Origin of the sequence: Salinivibrio proteolyticus, from assembly GCF_001996165.1 — a bacterium.
In the GTDB taxonomy this organism is placed as follows: domain Bacteria; phylum Pseudomonadota; class Gammaproteobacteria; order Enterobacterales; family Vibrionaceae; genus Salinivibrio; species Salinivibrio proteolyticus.
This window is the reverse complement of record NZ_MUFP01000023.1, coordinates 19,668-45,386: the sequence shown is the minus strand read 5'-3', so window position 1 is coordinate 45,386 and position 25,719 is coordinate 19,668. Positions and strand designations below refer to the sequence as shown.

At 51.5% G+C, this 25,719-nt stretch carries 18 protein-coding genes, 1 tRNA gene, 2 rRNA genes and 1 riboswitch; of the genes, 12 read left to right on the top strand and 9 right to left on the bottom strand.

Going from position 1 to position 25,719, the window contains the following annotated elements:
- Positions 1–80 precede the first annotated feature (80 nt).
- The 4 genes from rrf (BZJ19_RS14945) to metA all read left to right on the top strand — a co-directional run bounded on the left by rrf (BZJ19_RS14945) (position 81) and on the right by metA (position 1,624).
- Positions 81–196 (top strand): 5S ribosomal RNA (rrf, locus tag BZJ19_RS14945).
- Positions 197–292: 96 nt separating this feature from the next.
- Positions 293–368, top strand: a tRNA-Thr gene (locus BZJ19_RS14940).
- 7 nt (positions 369–375) lie between these two features.
- A 5S ribosomal RNA gene (gene rrf, locus BZJ19_RS14935) occupies positions 376–491 on the top strand.
- Positions 492–676: 185 nt separating this feature from the next.
- A complete protein-coding gene (gene metA / locus BZJ19_RS14930) occupies positions 677–1,624 on the top strand; it encodes a homoserine O-acetyltransferase MetA (protein ID WP_077676224.1) in 948 nt (315 codons plus the stop codon).
- A gap of 44 nt (positions 1,625–1,668) precedes the next feature.
- Here metA and BZJ19_RS14925 read toward each other — a convergent pair whose 3' ends face one another.
- On the bottom strand, positions 1,669–2,961 hold the full coding sequence (locus BZJ19_RS14925; protein ID WP_077676223.1) for a cation:proton antiporter: 1,293 nt from the start codon (positions 2,959–2,961) through the stop codon (positions 1,669–1,671).
- 180 nt (positions 2,962–3,141) lie between these two features.
- Here BZJ19_RS14925 and metH point away from each other — a divergent pair, with 180 nt between their 5' ends.
- The gene (gene metH, locus BZJ19_RS14920) at positions 3,142–6,807 is read left to right on the top strand and encodes a methionine synthase (RefSeq protein WP_235608251.1); all 3,666 of its coding nucleotides are present in this window, start codon (positions 3,142–3,144) and stop codon (positions 6,805–6,807) included.
- 39 nt (positions 6,808–6,846) lie between these two features.
- Here the strand turns inward: metH and lysC are convergent, their stop codons facing one another.
- Entirely contained in the window at positions 6,847–8,232 is a 1,386-nt protein-coding gene (lysC, locus tag BZJ19_RS14915) for a lysine-sensitive aspartokinase 3 (RefSeq protein WP_077676222.1), read from the bottom strand.
- 85 nt (positions 8,233–8,317) lie between these two features.
- A riboswitch (Lysine riboswitch) is annotated at positions 8,318–8,502 on the bottom strand.
- A gap of 227 nt (positions 8,503–8,729) precedes the next feature.
- On the opposite strand from lysC, the gene BZJ19_RS14910 reads away from it, so the two are divergent.
- On the top strand, positions 8,730–9,863 hold the full coding sequence (locus BZJ19_RS14910; RefSeq protein WP_077676221.1) for a pyridoxal-phosphate-dependent aminotransferase family protein: 1,134 nt from the start codon (positions 8,730–8,732) through the stop codon (positions 9,861–9,863).
- A 7-nt stretch (positions 9,864–9,870) separates the two neighbouring features.
- On the opposite strand, the gene BZJ19_RS14905 is transcribed toward BZJ19_RS14910, so the two are convergent.
- The 5 genes from BZJ19_RS14905 to BZJ19_RS14885 all read right to left on the bottom strand — a co-directional run bounded on the left by BZJ19_RS14905 (position 9,871) and on the right by BZJ19_RS14885 (position 17,365).
- Entirely contained in the window at positions 9,871–11,544 is a 1,674-nt protein-coding gene (locus BZJ19_RS14905) for a Wzy polymerase domain-containing protein (RefSeq protein WP_077676220.1), read from the bottom strand.
- On the bottom strand, positions 11,544–14,369 hold the full coding sequence (gene uvrA, locus BZJ19_RS14900; protein ID WP_077676219.1) for an excinuclease ABC subunit UvrA: 2,826 nt from the start codon (positions 14,367–14,369) through the stop codon (positions 11,544–11,546). Before uvrA ends, BZJ19_RS14905 begins: the two co-directional genes overlap by 1 nt.
- A gap of 151 nt (positions 14,370–14,520) precedes the next feature.
- Positions 14,521–15,381 carry a UTP--glucose-1-phosphate uridylyltransferase GalU gene (gene galU, locus BZJ19_RS14895; RefSeq protein WP_069588192.1) on the bottom strand — a complete coding sequence of 287 codons (861 nt, stop codon included), beginning with the start codon at positions 15,379–15,381 and terminating at the stop codon, positions 14,521–14,523.
- A 262-nt stretch (positions 15,382–15,643) separates the two neighbouring features.
- On the bottom strand, positions 15,644–16,597 hold the full coding sequence (locus BZJ19_RS14890; protein ID WP_077676218.1) for an acetyltransferase: 954 nt from the start codon (positions 16,595–16,597) through the stop codon (positions 15,644–15,646).
- Positions 16,598–16,663: 66 nt separating this feature from the next.
- Entirely contained in the window at positions 16,664–17,365 is a 702-nt protein-coding gene (locus BZJ19_RS14885; protein ID WP_077676217.1) for a LuxR C-terminal-related transcriptional regulator, read from the bottom strand.
- A 285-nt stretch (positions 17,366–17,650) separates the two neighbouring features.
- Between BZJ19_RS14885 and BZJ19_RS14880 the strand changes: the two genes are divergently transcribed.
- Positions 17,651–18,193: a single-stranded DNA-binding protein gene (locus tag BZJ19_RS14880; protein ID WP_069588185.1), complete on the top strand. Its 543-nt coding sequence runs from the start codon at positions 17,651–17,653 to the stop codon at positions 18,191–18,193.
- A 63-nt stretch (positions 18,194–18,256) separates the two neighbouring features.
- On the opposite strand, the gene BZJ19_RS14875 is transcribed toward BZJ19_RS14880, so the two are convergent.
- Entirely contained in the window at positions 18,257–19,414 is a 1,158-nt protein-coding gene (locus tag BZJ19_RS14875) for an alpha-hydroxy acid oxidase (RefSeq protein WP_077676216.1), read from the bottom strand.
- A 147-nt stretch (positions 19,415–19,561) separates the two neighbouring features.
- On the bottom strand, positions 19,562–20,449 hold the full coding sequence (locus BZJ19_RS14870) for a LysR family transcriptional regulator (protein ID WP_077479477.1): 888 nt from the start codon (positions 20,447–20,449) through the stop codon (positions 19,562–19,564).
- Between the two features lie 121 nt (positions 20,450–20,570).
- Here BZJ19_RS14870 and csrD point away from each other — a divergent pair, with 121 nt between their 5' ends.
- From csrD to mreD, 5 genes are all read left to right on the top strand, one after another.
- Positions 20,571–22,550, top strand: coding sequence for an RNase E specificity factor CsrD (csrD, locus tag BZJ19_RS14865; protein ID WP_077676215.1), 1,980 nt, complete (start codon positions 20,571–20,573; stop codon positions 22,548–22,550).
- Positions 22,547–23,059 (top strand): hypothetical protein, encoded by a 513-nt coding sequence (locus BZJ19_RS14860; protein ID WP_077676214.1) that lies wholly within the window; start codon positions 22,547–22,549, stop codon positions 23,057–23,059. Before csrD ends, BZJ19_RS14860 begins: the two co-directional genes overlap by 4 nt.
- Positions 23,060–23,243: 184 nt before the next feature.
- Positions 23,244–24,287, top strand: coding sequence for a rod shape-determining protein (locus tag BZJ19_RS14855; protein ID WP_069588176.1), 1,044 nt, complete (start codon positions 23,244–23,246; stop codon positions 24,285–24,287).
- 33 nt (positions 24,288–24,320) lie between these two features.
- On the top strand, positions 24,321–25,229 hold the full coding sequence (gene mreC, locus BZJ19_RS14850; protein ID WP_069588174.1) for a rod shape-determining protein MreC: 909 nt from the start codon (positions 24,321–24,323) through the stop codon (positions 25,227–25,229).
- Positions 25,229–25,717 carry a rod shape-determining protein MreD gene (mreD, locus tag BZJ19_RS14845; RefSeq protein ID WP_069588172.1) on the top strand — a complete coding sequence of 163 codons (489 nt, stop codon included), beginning with the start codon at positions 25,229–25,231 and terminating at the stop codon, positions 25,715–25,717. The genes mreC and mreD overlap by 1 nt, the downstream gene beginning before the upstream one ends.
- Positions 25,718–25,719 lie beyond the last annotated feature (2 nt).

Genomic DNA, 25,719 nt, shown 5'->3' with positions numbered 1-25,719 from the left:
CCCAAGAGGTTTTGGGTTGGACTTAAAATAAGCCAGTTGATTGTGGCGAGAACGAACAGCTTTCTAGATTACCGAATTTGCTTGGCGACCATAGCGCTTTGGACCCACCTGACTCCATGCCGAACTCAGTAGTGAAACGAAGCAGCGCCGATGGTAGTGTGGGGTCTCCCCATGTGAGAGTAGGACATCGCCAGGCTTGATTTCTTGTTTTCAGATTTTTGAAAAAATCTGAAGGCAAAAACGAGTTTAAGCATCAAAGCGGATATGCGTAAGACTTTGATGAAGCGTTTTCGCTGATATAGCTCAGTTGGTAGAGCGCACCCTTGGTAAGGGTGAGGTCGGCAGTTCAAATCTGCCTATCAGCACCAGTATTTTCTTGGCGGCCATAGCGTAACGGCACCACCTGAATCCATGCCGAACTCAGAAGTGAAACGTTGCTGCGCCGATGGTAGTGTGGGGTCTCCCCATGTGAGAGTAGGTCACTGCCAAGAGTTATTTATAAGCCCTCCGCATTTGCGGGGGGCTTTTTCGTTTCTACGTATTGTCCTTCCATACCGATTCCTTTCTATTCTCAATAGAGTATTACCCTTTCCCACTTGATTATTGCTTGAGCTCCATAATGGGCTGCGTTATGTTATTAGATATCTGGACGTCTAAACATCTCTAGGAGGCAGTGATGCCGATTAAAATTCCGGACCAACTTCCCGCSACCAATATTCTGCGGCGTGAAAATATCTTTGTGATGACAGAAACGCGCGCGGTAAGTCAAAACATCCGTCCGCTGAAAGTCCTGCTTCTAAACCTGATGCCAAAGAAAATCGAGACCGAAACGCAATTTATGCGTTTGCTCTCTAACAGCCCTTTGCAAGTGGATGTTGAGCTTTTACGGATAGATAACCGACCAAGCAAGAACACGCCGACCGAGCATCTTGATACCTTCTATCGCCAGTTTGAGGCCGTGCGGGGGCGTAACTTTGATGGTTTGATTGTGACAGGCGCGCCTCTCGGCTTAGTGCAATTTGAGGACGTGATTTACTGGGAGCATTTACAGGATGTCATGAATTGGGCACACCAACATGTCACCTCCACACTCTATATCTGTTGGGCAGCGCAAGCGGGCTTAAAGCTACTTTACGATTTGCCTAAGAAAACCCGCAAAGAAAAGCTATCAGGTGTTTATCGCCATCAGGTAAATAGGGAGTTATCTAAGCATCCGCTATTACGCGGCTTTGATGATAGCTTCTTAGCGCCTCATTCACGTTATGCAGACTTTTCTCCCCATTATTTGGATGAACATACCGATCTGGATATCTTAGCCACCTCTAATGAGGCGGGTACGTATCTGGCCGCGACCAAAGATAAGCGCAATGTGTTTGTCACTGGGCATCCCGAGTATGATGCGCATACCTTGCATGATGAGTATCACCGTGATTTAGAGGAGGGGATGGAGCCTGTTATACCCATTAACTACTACCCTGATGATGATCCTTCTCAGCCACCGTATGTGAGCTGGCGCAGTCACGGGCATCTGCTGTTTGCGAATTGGCTGAACTATTGTGTCTATCAGCAAACCCCCTTCGACTTGGCAGCATTTTCAGCGTCTAACTTTACGCTTGATGAATAAAAAAGGCGCCATCTGGCGCCTTTATGATAGACAAAGGCGCGGCGTCAGTGATGACGTTTGTCCATCTCGTCTTGGGCCGCGTTTGCTTTATCAACCATGCCGGTCATGGTTGAACCCTGTACCAAAATAGAAAACACCACCACCGCGTAAGTCATCACCAAAATCAGCTCTCGGACATCGATTTGTTTTTCTGGGACCACAATAATGCCAGCTGGCACTGCCATGGCCATGGCCAAGGCGAGGCCTCCACGCAATCCTCCCCATGTGAGAATGCGCACAGCCCACGGGTTATATTCGCGAAAGCATCGGAAACCGAGGTAGCAGGCTTTGACACTCAAATAGCGAGCCGCCAGTACTAAAGGCACTACACAACCCATTACAATCCAGTCCTCTTCATGAAAGGTGATTTGCAGCAAGCTTAAGCCGATGAGCAAGAACAGTAAGCTGTTAAGAAATTCATCGACCAGTTCCCAGAAATGGTCGAGGTGATCTTCACTTTCTTTGGAAAAGCCAATAAAGCGGGTCCAGTTACCGATCATGATCCCCGAAACGACCATTGCCAGGGGACCGGAAACATGCAGCATATCGGCGAGCACATAGCCTGCACTGGGAATGGCTAAAGTGAGCAACAGCTCCATGGAGTGGTCGTTAGTGGCACAAATCAAACGGTGAAAGGCATAGCCTAAAACTAGGCCGTAACATATGCCGCCAATCGCTTCTTGCGCAAACAGCGACAGGGTGCCCGCCAAGGTTGGGTTTTGGTGCCCGAATGCGAGGGTAAAAATGGTCACAAACACCACCAAGCCAAAACCATCGTTAAATAACGACTCGCCTTCGATCTGGGTGGTAATGCGCATGGGGGCATGTAATTTTTTGACAATCGCAAGCACGGCAATGGGGTCGGTAGGGGAGATCAGGGCGCCGAAAAGCAAGCAGTAAATATAATCAAATTGTACCCCAATCAGTTGGAACACGCCCCACACACCGGATCCCACTAAAAACACGGAGATCAGCGTCGCACCGAGTGCAAGGGTGGTGATTTCCCATTTTTGGTCTGAAAACGAAGGCAGTTTAACACCTAGCCCTCCAGCAAAAAGTAGAAAGCCAAGCACACCCTCAAGGAGAAACTCCTCAAAATGAATATCCCCTAAAGTTTGCGCGGCAATCGCCTTTAGAGGCAGGGCTTGATACTGACCGGCAATCACTATCCCTAAAGACAGTAAAAGTGCACCCGCCGTGATTGCGATGGTGGTTTGGACGCGGCTAATTTTACTGTTAATAAACGCGATGATAATGGCGGCAGCGGCCATAAAGCTGAGGATAGCGTAGGTTGACATATATCATTCCTGATACGGCTAGGGAGTGGAAAAAGAGTTACAAAATATTAATAGAAATCGCTTCCAAAACGAACAGCAGATTTGAAATAGATCAATATTAATTCATTTAAATAGACGTCTAGATTTCCATTTTTGCTGTGGTAGGATGAAATAATCGCAATGAGGAAGATGATAAGCGTAATGAGTATGGACCGACTGACACAGCAACTGCGCGAACGTATTTTGGTAATCGATGGTGGCATGGGCACCATGATTCAGGGGCTAGGCCTCAATGAGGCCGATTATCGTGGTGCGCGTTTTAAAGATTGGCACTGTGATGTAAAAGGTAACAATGACCTTTTGGTGCTGACTCAACCCGATAAAATCGCTGCGCTACATAGTGATTATCTGGCTGCGGGCGCGGACATTATTGAAACCAATACCTTTAACGCCACCCAAATCGCGATGGCCGATTACGACATGCAGGCGTTGAGTGCGGAAATCAACGTCGCGGCCGCTCGGCTAGCGCGTGAGGTTGCTGATGCGTGGACGGCGAAAACGCCAAATAAACCCCGCTTTGTCGCAGGTGTGTTAGGGCCGACCAACCGAACGTGCTCAATCTCACCGGATGTGAATGACCCGGGCTTTCGCAATGTCAGCTTTGATCAGTTAGTCGACGTGTATGCCGAGTCCACCGAAGCGCTCATTGATGGCGGTGTTGATATCATCATGTTGGAGACCATCTTTGATACCTTGAACGCCAAGGCGTGCGCCTTTGCGGTGGAGAAGGTCTTTGATGCTCGTGGTTTGCGCCTACCCATTATGATCTCCGGCACCATCACTGATGCATCTGGGCGCACCTTATCCGGACAAACTACCGCCGCTTTCTATCACTCCTTGCGTCATGTTGAGCCACTGTCTTTTGGCTTGAACTGCGCGCTGGGACCGGCTGAATTGCGCCAGTATGTCAAAGAGCTGAGCGACATTTGTGAGGGCTTTGTCTCTGTCCACCCGAACGCGGGGTTGCCCAACGCGTTTGGCGAATATGATCTCTCTCCGGAAGAGATGGCGACACACATTGATGAGTGGGCGGCATCTGGCTTTATCAACTTAGTCGGTGGCTGTTGCGGGACCACGCCTGAACATATTCAAGCGATCAGTGATGTCGTTGCGACGCATCCTCCTCGCCCCTTGCCGGCTCATCCAGTCGCCTGTCGCTTATCTGGACTCGAGCCCCTGACCATTGATGCCGATAGTTTGTTTGTAAATGTGGGAGAGCGCACCAATGTGACCGGCTCAGCACGCTTTAAACGCTTAATCGTTGAAGAGCAATACGACGAAGCGCTTGAAGTGGCATTGCAGCAAGTGGAAAACGGCGCCCAAATCATCGATATCAATATGGATGAGGGTATGTTGGATGCCGAAAAGGCCATGGTGCGATTTCTCAATCTTTGCGCGGCCGAGCCAGATATTGCCCGTGTACCTGTGATGATTGACTCCTCCAAATGGGAGGTGATTGAAGCTGGTCTCAAGTGCATTCAAGGAAAAGGCATCGTCAACTCTATTTCGCTCAAAGAAGGAGAAGAAGCCTTTCTTCATCAAGCACGTTTAGTCCGCCGCTATGGTGCAGCGGTGATTGTGATGGCGTTTGATGAGCAGGGCCAGGCCGATACTCAGGCACGAAAAGTGGAAATCTGTGCGCGGGCCTACCATCTTCTGGTCGAGCAAGTCGGCTTTCCGCCGGAAGACATTATCTTCGATCCCAATATCTTTGCGGTTGCCACCGGTATTGATGAGCACAATAACTACGCGGTCGATTTCATCAACGCCGTGGCCGACATTAAACAAACCCTGCCTCATGCCATGATCTCGGGCGGGGTCTCAAATGTGTCGTTTTCGTTTCGAGGCAACAACCCCGTTCGTGAGGCTATCCATGCGGTGTTCTTGTATCACTGCATCAAAAATGGCATGGACATGGGGATCGTCAATGCGGGCCAGTTAGCCATCTATGATGATTTGCCTGAATCGCTGCGCTTGGCAGTAGAAGAGGTGGTGCTCAATAAAGATGATGGTGCCACGGAGCGCTTATTAGAGATCGCCGACAGCTATCGCGATAGCGGTGAGAGCGAGGTCGCGGAAACCGCGGAGTGGCGCAGCTGGCCAGTGGAAAAGCGGCTGGAACATGCACTGGTCAAAGGCATTACAGAATTTATTGTTGAAGATACCGAGCTGGCTCGCGCCGCGGCAAGTAAACCCCTCGACGTGATTGAAGGCCCATTGATGGCGGGCATGAACGTGGTTGGGGACTTGTTTGGTGAAGGCAAGATGTTCCTGCCTCAGGTGGTGAAGTCGGCACGGGTGATGAAGCAAGCGGTGGCTTACCTTGAACCTTACATCAATGCTGAAAAGCAGCAAGGGCAGACCAATGGCAAGATCCTGCTCGCCACCGTCAAAGGCGATGTACACGACATTGGCAAAAACATTGTTGGCGTGGTACTGCAATGTAATAACTTCGAGATTATTGATCTCGGCGTGATGGTGCCGACCGATAAGATCCTGTCGGTGGCCCGAGAAGAAAACGTCGACATTATTGGTTTATCGGGTCTGATCACCCCATCGTTAGATGAAATGGTGAACGTGGCGAAAGAGATGGAGCGCCAAGGGTTTGATATTCCTCTGCTCATTGGCGGCGCCACCACGTCCAAAGCCCATACCGCGGTGAAAATTGAGCAGCATTACCATGCGCCTGTGGTCTATGTACCCAACGCGTCGCGTGCGGTTGGGGTATGCTCCTCGTTATTATCCGAGACGCAGCGACCTGACTTTGTCGCGCGTTTGGCCAAAGAGTATGACATCGTGCGTGAGCAACATCAGCGTAAAGCGCCCCGCACGCCACCGGTAACCTTGGAACAGGCTCGCGATAACAAGTGGCAGACGGATTGGGCAAATTATATGCCTCCGCAACCGACGAAGCCGGGCATTCATGTTTACGATGATGTCTCGATAGCGACCTTACGTCAGTATATCGACTGGACGCCTTTCTTTATGACGTGGTCTCTCAGCGGCAAATTCCCCGCAATTTTGGATCACGAACTGGTGGGGGAAGAAGCCCGTCGTTTGTATCAAGACGCCAATGCTTGGCTCGATCGTTTTGCGGCCGAAGGCTTGGTGGCGGCAAAAGGGGTATGTGGCCTCTTTCCTGCCAATAGCGTGGATGATGATATTGAAGTGTATACCGACTCGTCACGACAAACGGTAAACACGATATTGAATCACTTGCGCCAGCAAACACAAAAGCCGCGTGGTGCGAACTATTGCTTGTCAGACTTTATAGCGCCGAAGAGCAGTGGTCAGCCGGATTGGATTGGTGCATTTGCGGTGACAGGCGGCATTGGTGAGTATGCTTTGGCGGAAGAGTACAAAGCGAAAGGGGACGATTACAACGCGATCATGATCCAAGCGGTGGCGGATCGACTCGCAGAAGCCTTTGCAGAGTACCTCCATCAGCAAATTCGGATCACCTTGTGGGGCTATGCGCCCGATGAGACGCTCGATAACGACGCCCTGATCCGCGAACAATACCAAGGGATCCGGCCAGCGCCAGGTTATGCCGCCTGCCCTGAACATAGTGAGAAAGGCAAGATTTGGCAATTGCTGTCGGTAGAAGCGCATACGGGGATGACACTGACCGAAAGCTATGCCATGTGGCCGGGCGCGTCGGTGTCGGGTTGGTATTTTTCCCATCCTGAGTCACGTTACTTTGCGGTGGCGAAGATCCAAAACGATCAACGTGATAGCTACGCGGCACGTAAAGGCTGGCGTCTTGACGAAGCTGAAAAGTGGCTAGGTCCTAATCTCAATGCCTAATCGAGAAAAGCCAGCGCACGCTGGCTTTTCTTTGCGGTTTTACTCAAAAAGCTGTGTATGTAAACGCTGCACCACCTCGGTGGCACTGTCGTCATCAACCACCATACACACATTGTGATTACTCGCGCCATAACAAATCATGCGCAAGGTGGCAGTATCTAAGGCGTTAAATACCGGCGTCACCGCCCCCGGGGTATGACGCATCTCATTACCAATTAAGGCGACCACGGCTAAGTGTTGGCAAACGTCAACATGGCACAAGGTTGAGAGTTCCTCTAAGGCAGCATCAGGCAAACGGGGCACCTCACCTTGTGTATTGGTTTGATCGAGTGTCAAAGAGACGCTGACTTCGGAGGTAGTGATCAGATCGACGGAGATCTGATAGCGCGCTAGGATCGCGAAGACGTTGGCAAGAAAGCCATACGCTTGGAACATCGTCAAACTGGTCAAGGTCACCATGGTTTGATTTCGGCGCAACGCAATGGCGCGGAATAGGGGGGATGATTCCGCGTGTTCTCGGATCCAAGTTCCGCCTTTTTTCGGCGCACAGGCAGCCCCGACAAAGACCGGAATATGCTGGCGTACCGCGGGTAATAGCGTGGACGGGTGGAGCACTTTGGCGCCAAACGTCGCCATCTCCGATGCTTCACTAAAGCTGATCTCAGCAATAGGACGTGCTTTGGCGGCGAGGCGTGGGTCGGTAGTATAAATACCCGGCACATCGGTCCAAATCGCCAAGCTTGTTGCCCCGAGTGCTTCGGCAAACAAAGCGGCACTGTAGTCGCTGCCTCCTCGGCCAAGAGTTGTCGTTCGTCCTGCTTTGTCGGCACCGATAAAGCCTTGGGTCACGAGAATGTGATTGTCTAGCTGCGCATTCAAGCGCTGACACTGTTGCTGAGTCAGGGCGATATCTGGAATCGCGTGACCAAATTGGCTATCCGTTTTCAAATATTCGCGGGCATCAATTCGAGCTGCGGGCAGGCCAAGGTGGATGAGCAAGCGAGTAAACAGGTGCGTAGAGGTAAGCTCGCCACAGGCGACCAATGCATCGGTAAGCGCTTCGCTCGGGGCCTCAAAGGCTTGCTCACTCAAGGCGATAATCTGCTGGTGGAGCGTTCGTACTGCTTCTTGGGTGTGATGACAAGGAGGCAAAGCTGCCAGTATTTGCTGGTGAATAGCGTTTATTGCATTCAGTGTGTTTTGGCGTAAGACATCGTTTTTTATGCCTTGGGCTAAGGCGACAAGATGGTTGGTGACGCCGGCACATGCGCTAATCACCACAAAACGGGTCTCGGGATGGCGCATAATCACCGCGGCACTTTGTTGCATGGCGGCAAAGGTGCCAACACTGGTTCCGCCAAATTTAGCGACTGAAATAGATGGTAACGGGTTCACGTCCTTTTCCCCTTTTGAGCTCGTGCTCATTGATTCAACATATTTAAAAGTCAGTGGGGAACATCAGAAGTCACGTCGCAAACGCGAGCAAAAAGGAAGAGCAAACGGCAGGCATTCTGCCAGAAGCGCTCCACCTGTCTGTCCAAATGGATGACAAGTGACAGCCTGAAGGATTCAGCCTTCATGGCCGGCGGTTCCTTACCCTATCGGAACCCCCTCGGCATCGCCTCCCCTGATTATCACGCCTTGGAGTAGGGCTCCGCGTGATAACTGCCTGAGTGATGCACCTCTTCTGTATGTTCGGCCATGTGTTGATCCACATGGTGAGTGGTTACATTACGGGCGCTGATGAGTCGTTGTCAACCGCCAATTGCGTTACAAAGCGACGATCAGGCACGTATACCGCTGCTATCCGCCACCCGTTGAATATGCGCTCTAGCACGTAAGTTCGCGATGTGACAATGGGGCGATGAACACAAAGTATGCTATAACGGAAAGCGCAAATTTAGCAGACACAAGGATAGGTTATGGCAACTTCAATTTCCGATATCCGCTCATTTCAGCCGATAGAGCGCACCCTGATGGGCCCAGGTCCGTCTGATATTTCTCCGCAAGTGTTGCAGGCGTTGAGTCGTCCAACGTTGGGACACCTCGATCCCCTTTTTATTGCGATGATGGATGAGGTCAAACAGCTTTTGCAATATGCCTTTCAGACCGAGAATCCGTTTACCATTGCGGTCTCTGCCCCCGGGAGTGCAGGGATGGAAGCGTGCTTCGTTAACCTTGTTGAACCCGGTGATACCGTGATTGTCTGTCGCAATGGGGTGTTTGGCGACCGAATGCGAGAAAACGTTGAACGCTGTGGTGCGCACGCGGTGATGGTTGACGATGCATGGGGCGAGCCTGTCAGCCCAGAAAAGGTGGAAGCGGCATTAAAAGCGCATCCAGAGGCTAGCATCGTTGCCTTTGTTCATGCTGAAACCTCCACGGGCGCTTGCTCAGACGCGCAAGCACTGGCGACGCTGGCACGCGAGCACGGCTGCCTTACCATTGTCGATGCCGTAACATCACTTGGCGGTGTGCCCTTGAAAGTTGATGAATGGCAACTTGATGCGGTCTACTCCGGCAGTCAGAAATGCTTGTCATGCGTCCCAGGCCTATCGCCGGTCACCTTCTCGGCGCGTGCCGTTGAAAAAATGCAAGCGCGCACCCACAAGGTACAAAGCTGGTTTCTCGATCAAAGCTTAGTGCTGGGCTATTGGAGCGGTGACGGCAAACGCAGTTATCACCATACTGCACCGGTTAACAGTCTGTATGCATTGCATGAATCATTACTCAAGTTATATCAAGAGGGCATTGAGAACGCTTGGCAGCGTCATCAAACCATGCATCAACGCTTAAAGGCGGGGTTGGACGATTTAGGTATCCGCTTTGTGGTGGATGAGCCTTATCGCTTGCCGCAATTGAACGCGGTATATATTCCGGATGGTGTCGATGATGGCGCGGTACGCCAACATTTGCTCAACACCTATAACCTCGAAATCGGTGCTGGTTTGGGCGATCTCGCTGGTAAAGCATGGCGAATTGGCTTAATGGGCTACAGTGCGCGTGAAGAAAACATCGCGCTATGCTTAAAAGCATTGGGCGACGCACTGCGCTAAGCGCACGTTATTCCTGCGGAGTGCGCATCGGTAAGGTGTGGCGAGTGGTCCACACCTTGGCGGCTTGCGGAAACAAATATCGCGCCTCTTGCTGAATATCGCGCGCCCGCTGCGTATCGCCAATTTGCAGAGCAATCTGATAAGCATGCTGGTAGCCCGCAAACGTGGGGTGTTGTGCCACATGCTGCAGCCATAAGTTAAGGTGCTGGTGGCGATCGGCATCCGACAACGTCTCTAGGGTGTGCTGAAAGTGCTGTTCCGCGAGCCCTTGGGTGAGTTTACTTTGCCACCACGGATGTTGCTGATAGAGCGCAATACGCTGAGAGGTTAATAAAGAGTCACGCAAGTAGCGATTTGCTAAATACACCGACGATAGGCACAACAATCCCACCAAGATCATTACAGTGACAATACTGCGTGTCGCGATACGTTGCCCATATTCGGCGGTAGAAAATGTTATCCGTTGGTATTTGCTGGTTAAATTATCCAGCCAGTACAGCCACATGAGCAGTAAAATGCCGTTAAACCACTGCGTACCGCTGGCCGGATAGATAAGCAAGCCAGTGAGTGGCGGAAGCACGAGTGCAACGAGCATACGCCGCGTGCCTGATGGGGCGCGGATAATGCGAAGCGCCAGTGGCAGTATCACGGCGAGATACGCCAGTGCCATCACAAGCCCACCTTCCAATAACCACAATGCTAGCGCGCTCGGTAATTTCACAGGACCCGTGTGTCCCGGATGTGCCGCCGATGCCAGTAGTAGAGTCGTTTGTCCATGACCCATGCCAACGCCAAAAAAAGGCGTTTGTTGAAATTGCTGCCATGCAAGCCACAGTACGCGTTTATCTTGAGGCGTGAGCCATTGCCAGCTTTCTTGCCCGGTCAGCCCGAACACAGCGAGTAACGCCCCAGCAGACATGGCGGCTAGCCACGCAAGATGCTGGCGCCGCGTCGCAAAGCGACTCAGGTAAACCTGTTGCAAGGCAATGGCGCAAAGGGCAAACAGGAGCAGTAGCGGTCGTCCTTGCATGGCAAGCACGGGCAGGATAACCACTGGCGTGAACACCAACACGCTTTGCGTTATGGGATGGCGGTAGCGGTTGCTCGGCTCTCTGGCGAGCAAGTAAGCCGCTAGACTTAGGCCGGTGAGTAACAACGCATGGGTCACGGCAGCGGGTAAGTGTGGCACCCAGTGCTCAAACTTAAAAGGCGCCATGCCCGGAGGCGATTGGTTGCCTAAGACGGAAAGGATGGCCAACCAAGAGGCAAGCATCAAGACGGCTAACAGCTTTTGCCGCTGAGCATGATTAAAAATAAATTGTTGTAAGCTAGAGAAAAAACCGAGGCTGAGTACCAGTGCGGCGATGGCATAGCCACTGTTTAGCGTTGCCGCTTGCGGATAAAGATATGGCACACTGGCACACAGCGTCGCGGCCACCAAGGCCCACGTTAAGTGAGTAACGCGCCATGTATGCTGTCGCCACACTTCCAGCCCGGCGAACCCCAACACCAAACTAAGCGTGAGTAGCGATAGCGCGGCAGCAGGATGGCGAATACCCACCAACGGTAAGTCGACCGAATACAATGGCAAACAGATCAGCCATAACGCCGCCAGTGCCCCTAAAAAGGGCACCGTAAGCGGCTTTCGTTTCACTCGGTGGGTGGGTAACGCCTGTGTCATTATCGCTCCAACATGGGCTTCAAGAAGTGTGCCGTGTGGCTACCAACCACATTGACGATCTCTTCTGGCGTGCCTTGAGCAATGATTTCACCGCCGCCGTTACCGCCTTCAGGCCCTAAATCGATGATCCAATCTGCGGTTTTAATCACATCTAGGTTATGCTCGATCACCACAATGGTGTTGCCTTGTTCGCGTAAGCGATGCAACACATTCAGCAACTGCTGAATATCATGGAAGTGCAAGCCGGTTGTCGGTTCATCAAGGATATAAAGCGTTTTACCAGTATCTCGCTTAGATAGCTCACGGGCCAGTTTTACCCGCTGCGCTTCGCCGCCCGATAAGGTGGTGGCGGCTTGGCCAAGACGAATATAGCTCAGACCGACGTCCATCAACGTCTGTAGCTTACGCTTGATAGCGGGGACGGCGTCGAAAAATTCACGTGCGTCTTCGATGGTCATTTCCAAGACTTCATCGATCGTTTTGCCTTTATAGCGCACTTCGAGTGTTTCGCGGTTATAGCGTTTCCCTTTACACACATCGCAAGGCACATAGACATCGGGTAAGAAGTGCATTTCTACTTTGATCACCCCATCGCCTTGGCAGGCTTCGCAGCGACCGCCGCGTACGTTAAAGCTAAAGCGACCTACTTTATACCCGCGTGCCCGAGCCTCTTGAGTGCCGGCGAAGAGCTCACGTATCGGCGTAAAGATCCCCGTATAGGTGGCTGGGTTTGAACGCGGGGTACGCCCAATGGGGCTTTGATCAATATCGATCACTTTGTCGAAATGTCCTAACCCGTCAATAGACTCGTAAGGCGCGGGTTCGGCGGTGGTGGCACCATTAAGTTGCTGGTGGGCAACTTTAAAGAAGGTATCGTTAATTAAGGTCGACTTTCCTGACCCAGATACACCGGTGACACAAGTGAATAAGCCCACGGGCAAGTGTAAATCGACATGTTTTAAGTTGTTCCCCGTTGCGCCTTTGAGTACCAGCATTTTTTCAGGATCTCGAGGGCGACGGGTCTCTGGAACGGCAATCGCCTGCTTGCCGCTGAGGTACTGTCCGGTTAGCGAGTTGTCATTGCTGAGAATATCGTCGAGGCTGCCCTCAGCCACGATTTGTCCGCCGTGAGCACCAGCGCCTGGACCAATATCAATCACGTAGTCGGCGGCGCGAATGGCGTCTTCATCATGCTCGACCACCAGCACGGTGTTACCGAGGTCGCGTAAATGCTCCAGTGTATCGAGCAAACGTGCATTATCTCGTTGATGCAAACCAATCGATGGTTCATCAAGCACGTACATTACCCCGACCAAGCCAGCCCCGATTTGACTCGCCAAGCGGATACGCTGTGCTTCCCCGCCAGAAAGCGTATCGGCGCTTCGTGACAAGTTAAGATAATTAAGCCCGACATTGACCAAAAAGCGCAATCTGTCATGGATCTCTTTCATAACTTTTTCGGCAATTTTGGCACGTTGACCTGATAAGGTCAGTTGTTCAAAAAAGTCGAGGGCTTGTTGAATGCTCAGCTCGCAAATTTCAGGTAAGTTGCGGCCATCAATAAAGACATGGCGTGCTTCTTGACGCAATCGTGATCCGCCACAGCTTGCACACGGCTTAGTCGCAATGTACTTCGCTAGCTCGTCACGTACCGCATTAGATTCGGTATCACGGTAGCGACGCTCCATATTGTTGAGGATCCCCTCAAATGGATGTTTGCGCACACGAATATCGCCTCGATCGTTGACGTATTTAAACTCGATCTCTTTCGGGCCTGAACCGTAAAGCAGAATGTCTTGAATGGTACCAGACAGATCTTGCCAGGGCAGCTCGAGATCAAAGTCGTAGTGATCGGCGAGTGAGCGCAGCATCTGAAAGTAGTAGAAATTGCGTCGATCCCAGCCTCGAATAGCCCCACCGGCGAGGCTGACCGCAGGGTTTTGAATAATCCGTTTGGGATCGAAGTACTGTTGTACGCCTAAGCCATCACAGGTGCCGCATGCACCAGCGGGGTTATTAAAGGAAAACAGACGAGGCTCTAGCTCTTGCATGCTGTAACCGCAATGCGGGCAGGCAAAATTGGCAGAGAAGATCAGCTCTTCGCCGTCGCCATCCATCCAGCTGATCACCGCGCTGCCGCCGGTGAGCTCGAGGGCGGTTTCAAACGATTCCGCCAAGCGTTGTTGTTGATCGTCACGGACTTTAAAGCGATCCACCACCACTTCAATGGTGTGTTTTTTATGAAGCTCCAAAGTCGGTGGATCGGACAGATCACAGACTTCGCCATTAATACGTGCGCGAATAAAGCCCTGCGCGGCAAGATTTTCGAGGGTTTTAACGTGCTCGCCTTTGCGGTTTTTGATAATAGGGGCGAGTAACATCAGTTTGCTACCCTCTGGCAGGGCAAGCACTTTATCGACCATTTGGCTAATCGTCTGAGCGGCCAAGGTCACATCATGGGTTGGACAGCGAGGCTCACCGACCCGCGCATACAGCAAGCGCAAGTAATCGTAAACTTCGGTGATGGTACCCACAGYTGAGCGTGGGTTATGCGAGGTTGATTTTTGCTCAATGGAGATAGCGGGGGACAAGCCTTCAATATGATCAACGTCGGGCTTTTCCATCAAAGAGAGGAACTGGCGCGCATAAGCCGACAAAGACTCAACATAGCGACGTTGTCCTTCTGCATATAAGGTATCAAAGGCTAAAGATGATTTGCCGGATCCAGAGAGCCCGGTGATGACAATCAACTTATCGCGGGGAATAGTTAGGTTGATGTTTTTGAGGTTGTGCGTACGCGCGCCTCTGACGTCGATATTATCCATTGTTATCCTACTTCTCAGTCAGCTCACTTATTGGTCACCGGTGTTCAGTATCGCACAGACGGCGCTGTGACCAAACAAAAAAGGCTGTATATTTACACAGCCTTTTGTCAAGGTGGAAAGCCTTACGTCGAGACGCAACGCAGAGCGGGGGTTACGGGTTTTTAACCGTGGCTTCGTCTTTGTTTTTGCCGCCTAAGTAGAGGTTTTGATAGCAATGATTAGTGGCTTCGATAAAGCCTTCCACACTGCCACAGTCAAAGCGCTCCCCTTTAAATTTATAGGCCAACACACATCCGGCTTGCGCTTGCTTGAGCAAGGCGTCGGTGATTTGCACTTCACCGTTTTTGCCCGGTGGTGTGTTTTCGAGCAGTTCAAAAATATCAGGGGTTAAAATATAACGGCCGATAATGGCTAAATTGCTCGGCGCTGTACCCGGGTCAGGTTTTTCCACCATGTTGTCTACGCGGAAAAGGTCATCTTTGATCTCTTGCCCGGAAATAACCCCGTATTTATGGGTCTCATCTTCTGGTACTTCTTCCACCGCGACGATAGAACAGCGAAATTGTTTGTATAGCGCCACCATTTGTTTAAGCACGCCATGCCCCGGGTTGATACACAGGTCATCCGCCAGCACGACCGCAAACGCTTCATCACCAACCAGTTCACGTCCGGTTAAAATGGCATGTCCTAAGCCACGCATTTCATGTTGGCGAATATAGGTAAACGAGGCTTTTTCGATGGTGTTACGGATATCATCCAACAGCACCTCTTTATTGGTGCCGCTGATCTGATGCTCCAGTTCATAGTTCTTATCGAAATGATCCATGATCGCATGCTTACCGCGACCCGTTACAATACACATGCCGTGGATGTCCGCTTCAAGTGCTTCATCAACACCGTACTCAATCAATGGTTTATTGACGACAGGCATCATCTCTTTGGGCATGGACTTGGTCGCGGGTAGAAAGCGCGTACCATAACCGGCGGCGGGGAACAGACATTTGTTAATCATCTTGGATCCTTTTTTCGTCACTGATGTGGCCATAAAGGCCGCAGCGTGATTTACGTGAATGGCAACCAAATACGCCACTCACAGCAATAAGTTAGGCATTATTTTGCTGGGCGACGCGCCGGGAAGCAAGCCGCGATCGCTCCAGTATAGCGAAACGCACGCCCTCACTCATCGCTCACCCAGACTCTGACGACATGAATATGCGTTAGTTCACACTCTTTACCTCGGCGCAAGCGCGACCGATGCGAAAGGCTGACCACACTTACGGGTAGTGGCGACTGAAAGCCGATATAAAGTCGGATAGCTTTGTTTGTGGCAAGGCATTGATTCCAGCAGCGCCTTCTCGACCGCCTCCGGTGGCAAATTGTTGTGCGAGAGCCACAGCGCCCAGAGGGCGGTTTAAGGGGGCGCGAATACTAACCATCCAATCTCCATCCGGTGTCGGCGTTAATACCGCGTGGGCTTTCTCGGGGGATTGGTTGGCAAGCTGATTGCCGAACATGCCGCTGATACGCCGTGCCCAAGGCGCATTGGGTAGTAGATAGACGGCGCCACCGGCATAGTCATATTCGGCAGTGAGTTGTTCTGCATGAGCACGATCGGTTTGGTACCCCTCCGCGAGCGCCATCACAATATCTGGATAGGCTTGCATAAAGTCGTCAGGCGTTTCAAATCCGGCAATGTGGCGATAAAGCACCGCAGGCGGCATGAGAAGATCATCCAAACTGGCACCATAACTGTTGTAGTTTAGATACACCCCTAAGCGCTGTAGGCGGTCGCGCGTAGCGGTATCGATCTCGCTTTGCTTCACTAAGGCGTCAGCACTGCGGTTCAGGTTGTCACCATAAGCGCCCACGAGCGCCCAATGACGATATTGGCCACCGAGTAGGGCGTCAATAATCAGTGCGGTACAGGTATTCGATGCAGTATGAATGTGCGCATCCAATAACGGTGAGGTCGGAAGCGGCCCACTGTCATGGTGGTCTGCATAAAAAACGCTGGCGCCCGCCTGCAATAAGGCCTCTAAGGCAGGACGGTTTTTTGCCATCGAGATATCAAACACACTGACCTGTTCGGTCTCAACTGGGACGTGTTGCAACAACGCAATATCCCGCTTCACACCAGTGATGAGGGTGGTGTTTTGAGGGTAAGCGAGGCGCCACTGTACCAGAGCGGTTAGCCCGTCGGCATCGCCATTAAAAACATCAAAGGCCATTTGCGACTTCCTTATTGCAAAAACGGCGCGAGTGCGCCGTTGAGATTCGAGAGGATGTATTCGCGATTAATCATCGTAACTGTCAGAACCGAGTTCGATCCCGACCGATCCGATTAACGATAAGTTGTTTTTTGCCCAAAAAACAGCTTGCACGCGATTTTTCACATTTATCTTTTTGAAAACATTATACAAATGCGATTTAACCGTGTGTTCGCTGACCGCAAGCGCATTGGCAATATCTTGATTCGACGCGCCTGTGACCAGATGCCGTAAGATTTCTTGCTCGCGGTTGGTGAGCACAATGGCTTGTTCATCGATAGTTTGTTGGTAATGCTGCTGGTAGTAGTGAATCAGCGCAGCCATTTTGTGGCGAGGGAGCCAATATTCTCCCGAGAACATCTTCTCGATGCCGTAGCACAGATGGCTTAGCTCATCGTCTTTCTTAAATACCCCTTTAATAAAGGGCCAGCTTGCCAATTCCTTCGCGGTAAGATCGTGGGCATTGAGGAGAGCAAACACATGCTGATCGGCATACGGTGTGAGTGCATGTTTAAGACGCTCGGTGGCGGTGTCGTCGAAGGCACTTAAATCAATCAGGACCAACCCAGAACGTTCGGTGAGCTTTTCGTGAATGGTATCTGGGCTCACGAGTTCGACGGTGCCGCGGATTTCTTTTTCTAAACACGCGATCAATGCAGAGACAGACATGCTGGGCTGAGAGATGAGAAGCAGTGTGTAAGAATCGGACGTAGTTTCTGCCTTGCTCATAAAGTTCCTACTTATCTGACGTAAAGCGTGCTCACCGATGTGCGTATTATTGCATAATTCAGCGCAGAGAGGCGCTCACGCGGGGACTTTATTCAGTCTAAACTATTTTTGTTGTCTACGTATATGTAAGCGTATGACCGTTCTTAGGTTCGCAGCGTGAATACAGAATCTGGAACCAGATCGCGTGGAAAAGCATCGAACCTCTTTGACGCTCGTGCTAGACTTCGTGTTTATTTATCCAGTAGGCGAAAATGTTTTCGCGTGTAACAAGAGTGGGAGTCACCTATGGCCAGCCGTGGCATAAACAAAGTCATCTTGATTGGTAATTTGGGCAATGATCCGGAAATCCGTTATCTCCCGAACGGTGGTGCAGTGGCGAACTTAAGCCTAGCGACCTCGGAGTCATGGCGCGACAAGAGCACTGGCGAGATGCGTGAAAAAACCGAATGGCACCGCGTGGTTCTGTTTGGTAAGACCGCAGAAGTGGCTGGCGAGTATTTGCGTAAGGGCTCGCAAGTTTATATTGAAGGGCAGCTGCAAACGCGCAAATGGCAAGATCAAAGTGGTCAAGACCGCTACTCAACAGAAGTAGTGGTACAAGGCTTTAACGGCAGCATGCAAATGCTTGGTGGCCGTGCCGGACCAGGCCAAGGTCAGCCAATGCAGCAGTCGCAGCAGCAAGGTGGATGGGGTCAGCCTCAACAGCCACAAAACAACTTCAACCAGCAGCCGCCTCAGCAGCAAGCCGCGCCGCAATCTCAGCCGCAATCGCAACCTCAGCAGCAGTACAACGATCTGCCTGACTTTGACGACGATATTCCGTTCTAAAAAACGGTTTACTCGAAAAGCGATAAGCCCCGTTGTGACGGGGCTTTTCTTTATCTGATGAACTTAAACGCCGGGGCCGGCTTTGAGGAAATGGGGCAGTTGTGTCGGCGTTGGACACTTTAACTGCCCCATGACTTGCGTCATTTGCTGTTTGAGCATTTCAATCGCGTGCTCGCCACCATGATGCCCCACGGCGCCGCACGCATAAACAAAGGTACGGCCCAGCAAGGTAAAGTCGGCTCCCATGGCCATCGCCTGCGCAACGTTGCCACCGCTTTGTACGCCGCTGTCTAGCAACAGCTTAATTTTATCCCCATAGGCCTTGTCGATAGCCCGAATGGTATCGAGCGGCGATTCGCCGATATCTAACTGACGGCCTCCATGGTTGGATAGCACCACCCCATCAGCACCTAGGGCAACGGCCTGAGCGACGTCTTCAGGATTGACCAGTCCTTTGAGAATCAAGGGGCCATCCCAGTTGTCACGGATCACTTTCAGGCTTTCAWAATCCACTGCACCCATCACGGTATTGTTCATAAAGTTTGCCAACTCGCTGGTGGGCATATTCTTCGGCATGTAGGGTTTGAGGGTTTGCATTTCCGGTACCCCCGCCAGCAAGGTATGCCAACACCAGCTTGGACATTGCATCATTTGTGCAATATTGCGTAGGTTCATTTTGGGTGGCATGGCTAAGCCGTTTTTGATGTCACGAGGGCGATAACCAAAGGTTGGTACATCGACGGTGACGAGGAGAACCTTGTAGCCTGCACGCTTAATGCGGCCCATCAGATCTTCGCGGATCTTGGCATCGGTTGGGTTATAGAGCTGATACCAGGCGGTGCCCTCAGAAATGTCGGCAATGGTTTCAAGACTTGCCGACGACACTGTGCTGAGCACGTAGGGAACATTGGCTTCCAGTGCGGCTTTGGCAAGGATTTCAGGCGCTTTAGGCCACATCAAGCCTTGTAAGCCAACAGGCGCAATGCCAAAGGGCGCGGCATAGCGGTGGCCGAAGAGCTCAACGGATAAATCAATCTCAGGGGTGGGAGCCAAAAGATCAGACTGTAGCTTGACGTCTTTAAAGCGATCAAAATTATGAGCGAGACCGATTTCGTCGTGGCATCCACCACATAAATAATCAAAGGCAAAGGCGGGAATACGCTTTTTGGCCGCACGTTTGAGTGCCGGTGTGTCGGGATAGTTAGGATTGTAGTAAGACATGGATCTCGCGTCCGTTTTGTGAGGTGAGTAAAGACCCTTACCTTAGCGCGACAGTTGTTATCGATATATAGACAAAAAATAAAATACTTTTTCCAAAATCGCGCAAAGCCGCGCATGCGCTATCGCTTGTTAAGTCGTGATATTTCCTTAAATATACAAGTTCTTAACTTTTTGCTTGATAAAATCGATAAATAATTTGGTCTTGGTATGGTTGTAGTCCAACTTTGGATAGTAGGCATAGGCAGATGTGCGGGGCTGTTTCAGCGTCGGCAAAACGGGGACCAGTAACCCTTGATCGAGCTCTTTTTGGACGGTGCCAGCGCCGCCAAGAATGATCCCCATCCCGATCACAGCCGCGCTCACTAGCGCTTCAGGGTTGGGAGAGACAAAGTTGCCAGATAACTGCAAGCGCGTTCCGTCCTCAAAAACACGTTCTTGAGGTTGGTGTGAATTGCCATATAGCAATACGTTGTGTTCGGTCAGTTGCGTTGGTGAGGTGATCGGCGCGTGGCGAGCGAGGTAACTAGGAGCGGCGAAAAAACCGGGCTGAAAATCAAATAGCTTGGCCGCGATGTAGCTGGCTGAGTTGAAGTAGTCGAGCTCTCGGCTGATCACCACATCTAAATTCAGATCGGGTAATTGGCCGGGCGTCAGCGTAGTCAGTTCGACTTTGATTTTCGGATAGATCTCAAGAAACTCAGCAATAAAGTTGACCAAAAAGCGGTTCCCTGTCACCAATGGCGCACCGATACGCAGGATGCCACTGACTTCGCCAAACGTGGATGCGGTCTCGCTGACCAGCTGTTGCCAATCGTCCACCCACGCTTTGGCGCGTTGATAAAACAGATCGCCAGCATCGGTCATGGACAGGCTTCGGGTGGTGCGCTTTAACAGCTGCACGCCCAGTTGGCTCTCAAGCCAGCTTAACCGCTTTGACAGTGCAGAACTTGAGGTGTGTAACTTGGTGGCGGCTTGTGCCAAAGAGCCTTGTTCAACCACACAGATAAAGCTTTGTGTGCAGGTAATCCAGTCCATGAAACCTCTTAATAGTGGAAAAGGTGATAACCAATCGTCAGACAAGCATTCACATTATGATAACCAAGCCTGATAATACCGACTACTCGACCATCAAGGCGACCTGAATCAGCAGAGAATCATGGAAAGAACAGCCAACGCCATCAAAGTTAGCGGCATGAAGCTTACCAATCGATTAGTGGCGTTTGTCACCCTGATTGTGGTGTGTGCCATTTTTGTCTTATTTATCGGTGGGGCAATTAGCTTTCGTCAATTAGGTATCGATTTTATCTCACACTATGTGGATGGCATGGTGGAGGTGATCGATCAGGAAATGGCCACCGAGCAACGGGACAACCAGTATTTTTCACGTTGGCTGCCTAAAATGCTCAAGGCGAGTGATGTCACCTCGCTGACCATCTACTCCGATGCGGGCATCCTTTATCAGTACGAGCAAATTCATTATCAAGCCCCGACCACGCAACAAGCGATTACCCGAGACATTCCGCTGGCCAACAATCCCGGCTTTGCTGTGAAGCTGACCTTTGTGCCCCCGTATGCGGAGTTTGCCTACTCCATTGGGCCGCTGTCGTCACTTTCAGCGGCCATTTTGGTGATTGTGCTGGGCTTGGCGTGGGGGATCCAATGGTTACGCCGCCAGCTTTATGGCAGTGAGGTCTTGGAGCAGCGAGGGCGCTTAATCTTAGCTGGCAGGCTTGATGAAGCGCAACATGGCGATGCTCACGAGTGGCCGATCCCTGCCAGTGCCGCATTGACGCAATTAATCGAGGAATTGAAAGAAGCCCGCCAAGAGCGAAGTCGCTTTGATACCTTTATTCGCACTAATACCTTCCTTGATCAGCTTACTGGAGCGGCGAACCGAGTCATGTTTGATAACCGCTTGCACACGTTAGCCAGCGATGATGCGAGCCAAGGTAGCTTGATTTTAGTGCGTGTCGCCGATTGGGAAGACTTGCTTGAACAGCAGGGGCAAGAAGGCGCTGATGCGCTGATTCAAGGCATGGGCAGTGTGTTATCGAATGCGATCCAGCGCTTTCCTGATGCCGTATTGGCTCGCTATTTTGCCTCGGATTTCGCCATTCTGTTGGTTAATCAAGCAGGGGAAGAAGTCCATCCCTTTTTGTCTCAACTCACCAACGCTCTTAACAAGCTTAGCCCGCCAGATACGCTGGATACCGACAACTGGTTTCATATGGGCATGACCTCATTTGGGGCGGGAGAGCGTCGAGGTCGTTTGATGGATGAAGCCGAGCGTGCGCTGCGAGCGGCCCAACTGGAAGGGCATAGTGGCTGGTCGCAATTTGACAAAGACATTCGCCGCTTAGACAAACGCGGCAGTGTGCGCTGGCGTACGCTATTGGAGTCGGTGATGGCGGGGGAAGGGCCGATGCTGTATCGCCAACCTGTGTATGCGCGGGATGGCAAAACCCGTCTTCACTATGAACTTTTAGGTCGGATCAAAGACGAAAATGGCAAGGTGTTAAAAGCCTCTCGATTCTGGCCAGGGGTCGAGTTGGTCGGTATGGATGTGGTGTTTGATAAAGCGACGGTGAGCCGTGCGCTGTGGTGGTTAAAAACCGCTGATCATATCGACAATTATGCTATAAATGTAAGTGTTCACTCACTTTGCCAACGCGAATTTGTGATTTGGTTGCGTGATGCGTTATTGCAAACACCCCGAAGTATCCTCAATCGTTTGCTGGTGGAAGTGTCTGAAGGTGCCTTAGTGGCGCAATTTGACGCGGCGCGCCCTTGTTTGAGAATGATAGCCGCGTTAGGGTGCCGACTCGTAGTCGATCAAGCTGGTCGAACAGTAGTGAGTACTCACTATGTAAAAGATATTCAGCCAGCGTACATTAAGTTACATCGTAGCTTAGTGCGTAATATTCATCAGCGCCCTGAAAACCAATTGTACTTACGCAGTATGCTGGGGGCGTGTGAAGCCACTACCACCGACGTCTTGGCGGTAGGCGTGGAAACGGACCTAGAGTGGCAGGTGGTTAAAGAGCTGGGCGTTGTGGGGGGACAAGGGCGCTTACTCGGTGCGGAAATGTCACCTCATCCTGCGCAAAAGAAACGCCGCCGCTGGGGGAAACGATGACAACAGAGGAGAATCAAGTGAATCGCAAGCAGCAACAGGCAGGGCGAACATGGCTCGAATTTATTCTTCTGTTGTGTACCTTAGGTTTGCTTGTGGTTGTTGCGGTGCCCAAATTCTACGATTATGAGGCGGATGCGAACGTGACGGCGTTAAAAGGGCTAAAAAGTGCCATTGATAATGTGATGGTGCAGACCTATGAACAAGCGCAAGCCTCGAATATCGCGGATCAGCCTCGCGGGACTTTAACGGTCGAAGGCACCACCATTGACGTGCAATTTGGGTATCCAGTAGCCAGTGACTTACCGCAATTAATTGGTGTGCTCAAAGAAGAAGAGCGCTGGCTGCCAAAGCCGCATGACAGCCAAGCCGGTGTCGATTACGTGTGGGTGTATCATGATAATCCCGCACCGTCGTGTTACCTCAGTTACTATGAAGCAACACCGACACAGCATGCGAAGACCGAATTAGTCATCCGTCCCTCTTGCCAAGAGGCACCGATGTCGCAATAGCAAAGTGGACAAAATAGGAAGCTGGCATGTTTTTCGATGAAAAAATCATCAAAATGACAGCGCAATGAAAAAAAACTCAGATCTCATTCAGGTTTACAGCGCCGTATCTTGCCGCTTACCGTGCGCGTTGATACATTTAGCTCAATTTGTCTGATTTCACAGCTTGCAGGATTAACCGACCATCATGTTTAAGAAACTTCGCGGGATGTTTTCCAACGATCTATCGATTGACTTGGGAACCGCCAATACGCTGATTTACGTAAAAGGACAAGGCATTGTTCTTGATGAGCCTTCTGTTGTTGCCATTCGCCAAGACAGAGCGGGCTCGCCAAAAAGTGTGGCTGCTGTGGGTCACGACGCCAAACAAATGCTGGGTCGTACGCCTGGAAACATTGCGGCCATTCGCCCGATGAAAGATGGTGTGATTGCCGACTTTTACGTGACTGAGAAAATGCTGCAGCACTTTATCAAATCGGTACACGATCACAGTTATATGCGCCCAAGCCCGCGTGTGCTGGTCGCTGTGCCTTGTGGTTCGACCCAAGTTGAACGCCGTGCGATTCGTGAGTCAGCACTCGGTGCGGGCGCTCGTGAAGTGTATTTGATTGACGAGCCAATGGCAGCGGCGATCGGTGCAGGTCTGCCGGTCTCAGAAGCCACAGGTTCGATGGTGATTGATATCGGCGGTGGTACCACTGAAGTGGCTGTGATCTCGCTAAATGGTGTGGTGTACTCTTCATCGGTGCGTATCGGTGGTGACCGCTTTGACGAATCCATCATCAACTACGTGCGCCGTAACTACGGTAGCTTGATTGGTGAAGCGACGGCAGAGCGCATCAAGCACGAAATTGGCTCGGCATATCCGGGCGATGAAGTGCGTGAGATTGAAGTGCGTGGTCGTAACCTCGCTGAAGGGGTGCCGCGTAGCTTTACCCTGAACTCGAATGAAATTCTTGAAGCGCTGCAAGAGCCGCTGACCGGAATTGTTTCAGCCGTGATGGTCGCGCTAGAACAATGTCCACCTGAGCTGGCGTCTGACATCTCTGAGCGCGGTATGGTGATCACAGGCGGTGGTGCGCTGCTGCGTGATTTGGACCGTTTGCTGACGGAAGAAACTGGCATCCCTGTAGTGGTGGCAGAAGACCCATTGACCTGCGTGGCACGCGGTGGCGGTAAAGCGCTTGAAATGATTGACATGCACGGCGGCGACCTCTTTAGCGAAGACTAAGGTGATCGTGCCAGCAAACAGGTTGTTTTCATCATGAAACCTATGTTTGGCAGAGGTCCGTCTCTGCAACTACGCCTGTTTTTCGCTCTCTTACTATCAGTCAGCCTTATGCTGGCTGATAGTCGTCTTGACGCCTTTGCTGGCGTTCGCTATTTCCTCAATACACTGGTTGCACCGCTGCAATATGCGTCGAACGTTCCAAGGGACACGCTAGATGCGTTGGTGACGCAGTTTCAATCTCACCGACGCCTAGTAGCCGAAAATGAGGCGCTGCGTACGCAAGTATTGCGCCTTGAAAGTGATCAGTTGTTGTTAGCGCAAACAGAGCGCGAAAACCAACGCTTACGGGAGTTACTCGGCTCGCCGTTTGTTCGCGATGAGCGAAAAATGGTCGCTGAGGTCATGGCGGTCGACTCCGATCCCTATAAACATCAAGTGATGCTGGATAAAGGGCGCACCAATGGTGTTTACGAAGGCCAACCGGTGATCAATGAGCACGGTGTGGTGGGGCAAATTGCCTATGTGGGCGCGCACAACAGTCGGGTGCTGTTATTAACCGATCCTACCCACGCAATTCCTGTTCAGGTAATGCGCAATGACATTCGAGTGATTGCCTCCGGACGGGGTTCGACAGCGTACATCGGCCTGGACAACATTCCGAGCAGTACCGATATTAAGGTCGGTGACAAGCTGGTCACGTCGGGGTTGGGCGGCGTTTTTCCGGAAGGTTATCCGGTCGGAACGGTGACGGAGTTTTCGTTTGATAACAAACGGCCATTTGCTCAGGTCAAGGCAACGCCGGCGGTGAAATTTGATCGCCTACGGTATTTGCTGTTGGTGTGGCCGACGCCTGAGCAAGCGGATCCCGAGCAAGATAGCGAACAAGCAGGCTCTCAACCCGAGGATGCCGTGGCATCTAACGAAAAAGGAGAGTCGCAATAGTGGCAAATTCAATATTTCGCGGCCATCTGGTGATTTGGCTGACTTTTATTGCTGCGCTTATCTTACAAGCTGCGCCTTGGCCTGGCGAACTCGCACCTTTTCGGCCATCGTGGGTGTTGCTGGTGACCTTTTACTGGGTGTTGGCTTTGCCGCATCGGGTCAATGTCGGCACGGCACTCGTGCTGGGCTTGCTGTGGGACCTGATGTTGGGGTCAACATTAGGGGTGCGCGGTTTAATGATGGCGATCTTGGTCTATCTTGTCGCGCTCAACTTTCAACTTTTGCGCAACATGTCTTACTGGCAACAAGCATTGCTACTGTCGCTGTTAACCCTCGCGGGAAAGTTGATCGAGTTCTGGGCGGAGTACCTCGTCTCTGACGTACAGTTTAATCCAGAGCAGCTCTGGGCAGGTGTGCTTAACTTTATACTGTGGCCTTGGCTTTTCTTACTGCTCCGCCGGGTGCGTCGTCGTTTTGCAATTCGTTAGAG

Coding starts and splice junctions, on each gene's coding strand:
- BZJ19_RS14905 (WP_077676220.1), bottom strand. CDS start 11,544: ATGACACAGGCGTTACCCACCCACCGAGTGAAACGAAAGCCGCTTACG.
- BZJ19_RS14925 (WP_077676223.1), bottom strand. CDS start 2,961: ATGTCAACCTACGCTATCCTCAGCTTTATGGCCGCTGCCGCCATTATC.
- BZJ19_RS14880 (WP_069588185.1), top strand. CDS start 17,651: ATGGCCAGCCGTGGCATAAACAAAGTCATCTTGATTGGTAATTTGGGC.
- csrD (WP_077676215.1), top strand. CDS start 20,571: ATGGAAAGAACAGCCAACGCCATCAAAGTTAGCGGCATGAAGCTTACC.
- mreC (WP_069588174.1), top strand. CDS start 24,321: ATGAAACCTATGTTTGGCAGAGGTCCGTCTCTGCAACTACGCCTGTTT.
- BZJ19_RS14860 (WP_077676214.1), top strand. CDS start 22,547: ATGACAACAGAGGAGAATCAAGTGAATCGCAAGCAGCAACAGGCAGGG.
- galU (WP_069588192.1), bottom strand. CDS start 15,381: ATGATTAACAAATGTCTGTTCCCCGCCGCCGGTTATGGTACGCGCTTT.
- BZJ19_RS14910 (WP_077676221.1), top strand. CDS start 8,730: ATGGCAACTTCAATTTCCGATATCCGCTCATTTCAGCCGATAGAGCGC.
- BZJ19_RS14870 (WP_077479477.1), bottom strand. CDS start 20,449: ATGGACTGGATTACCTGCACACAAAGCTTTATCTGTGTGGTTGAACAA.
- lysC (WP_077676222.1), bottom strand. CDS start 8,232: ATGAGCACGAGCTCAAAAGGGGAAAAGGACGTGAACCCGTTACCATCT.
- BZJ19_RS14855 (WP_069588176.1), top strand. CDS start 23,244: ATGTTTAAGAAACTTCGCGGGATGTTTTCCAACGATCTATCGATTGAC.
- metH (WP_235608251.1), top strand. CDS start 3,142: ATGAGTATGGACCGACTGACACAGCAACTGCGCGAACGTATTTTGGTA.
- BZJ19_RS14885 (WP_077676217.1), bottom strand. CDS start 17,365: ATGAGCAAGGCAGAAACTACGTCCGATTCTTACACACTGCTTCTCATC.
- BZJ19_RS14890 (WP_077676218.1), bottom strand. CDS start 16,597: ATGGCCTTTGATGTTTTTAATGGCGATGCCGACGGGCTAACCGCTCTG.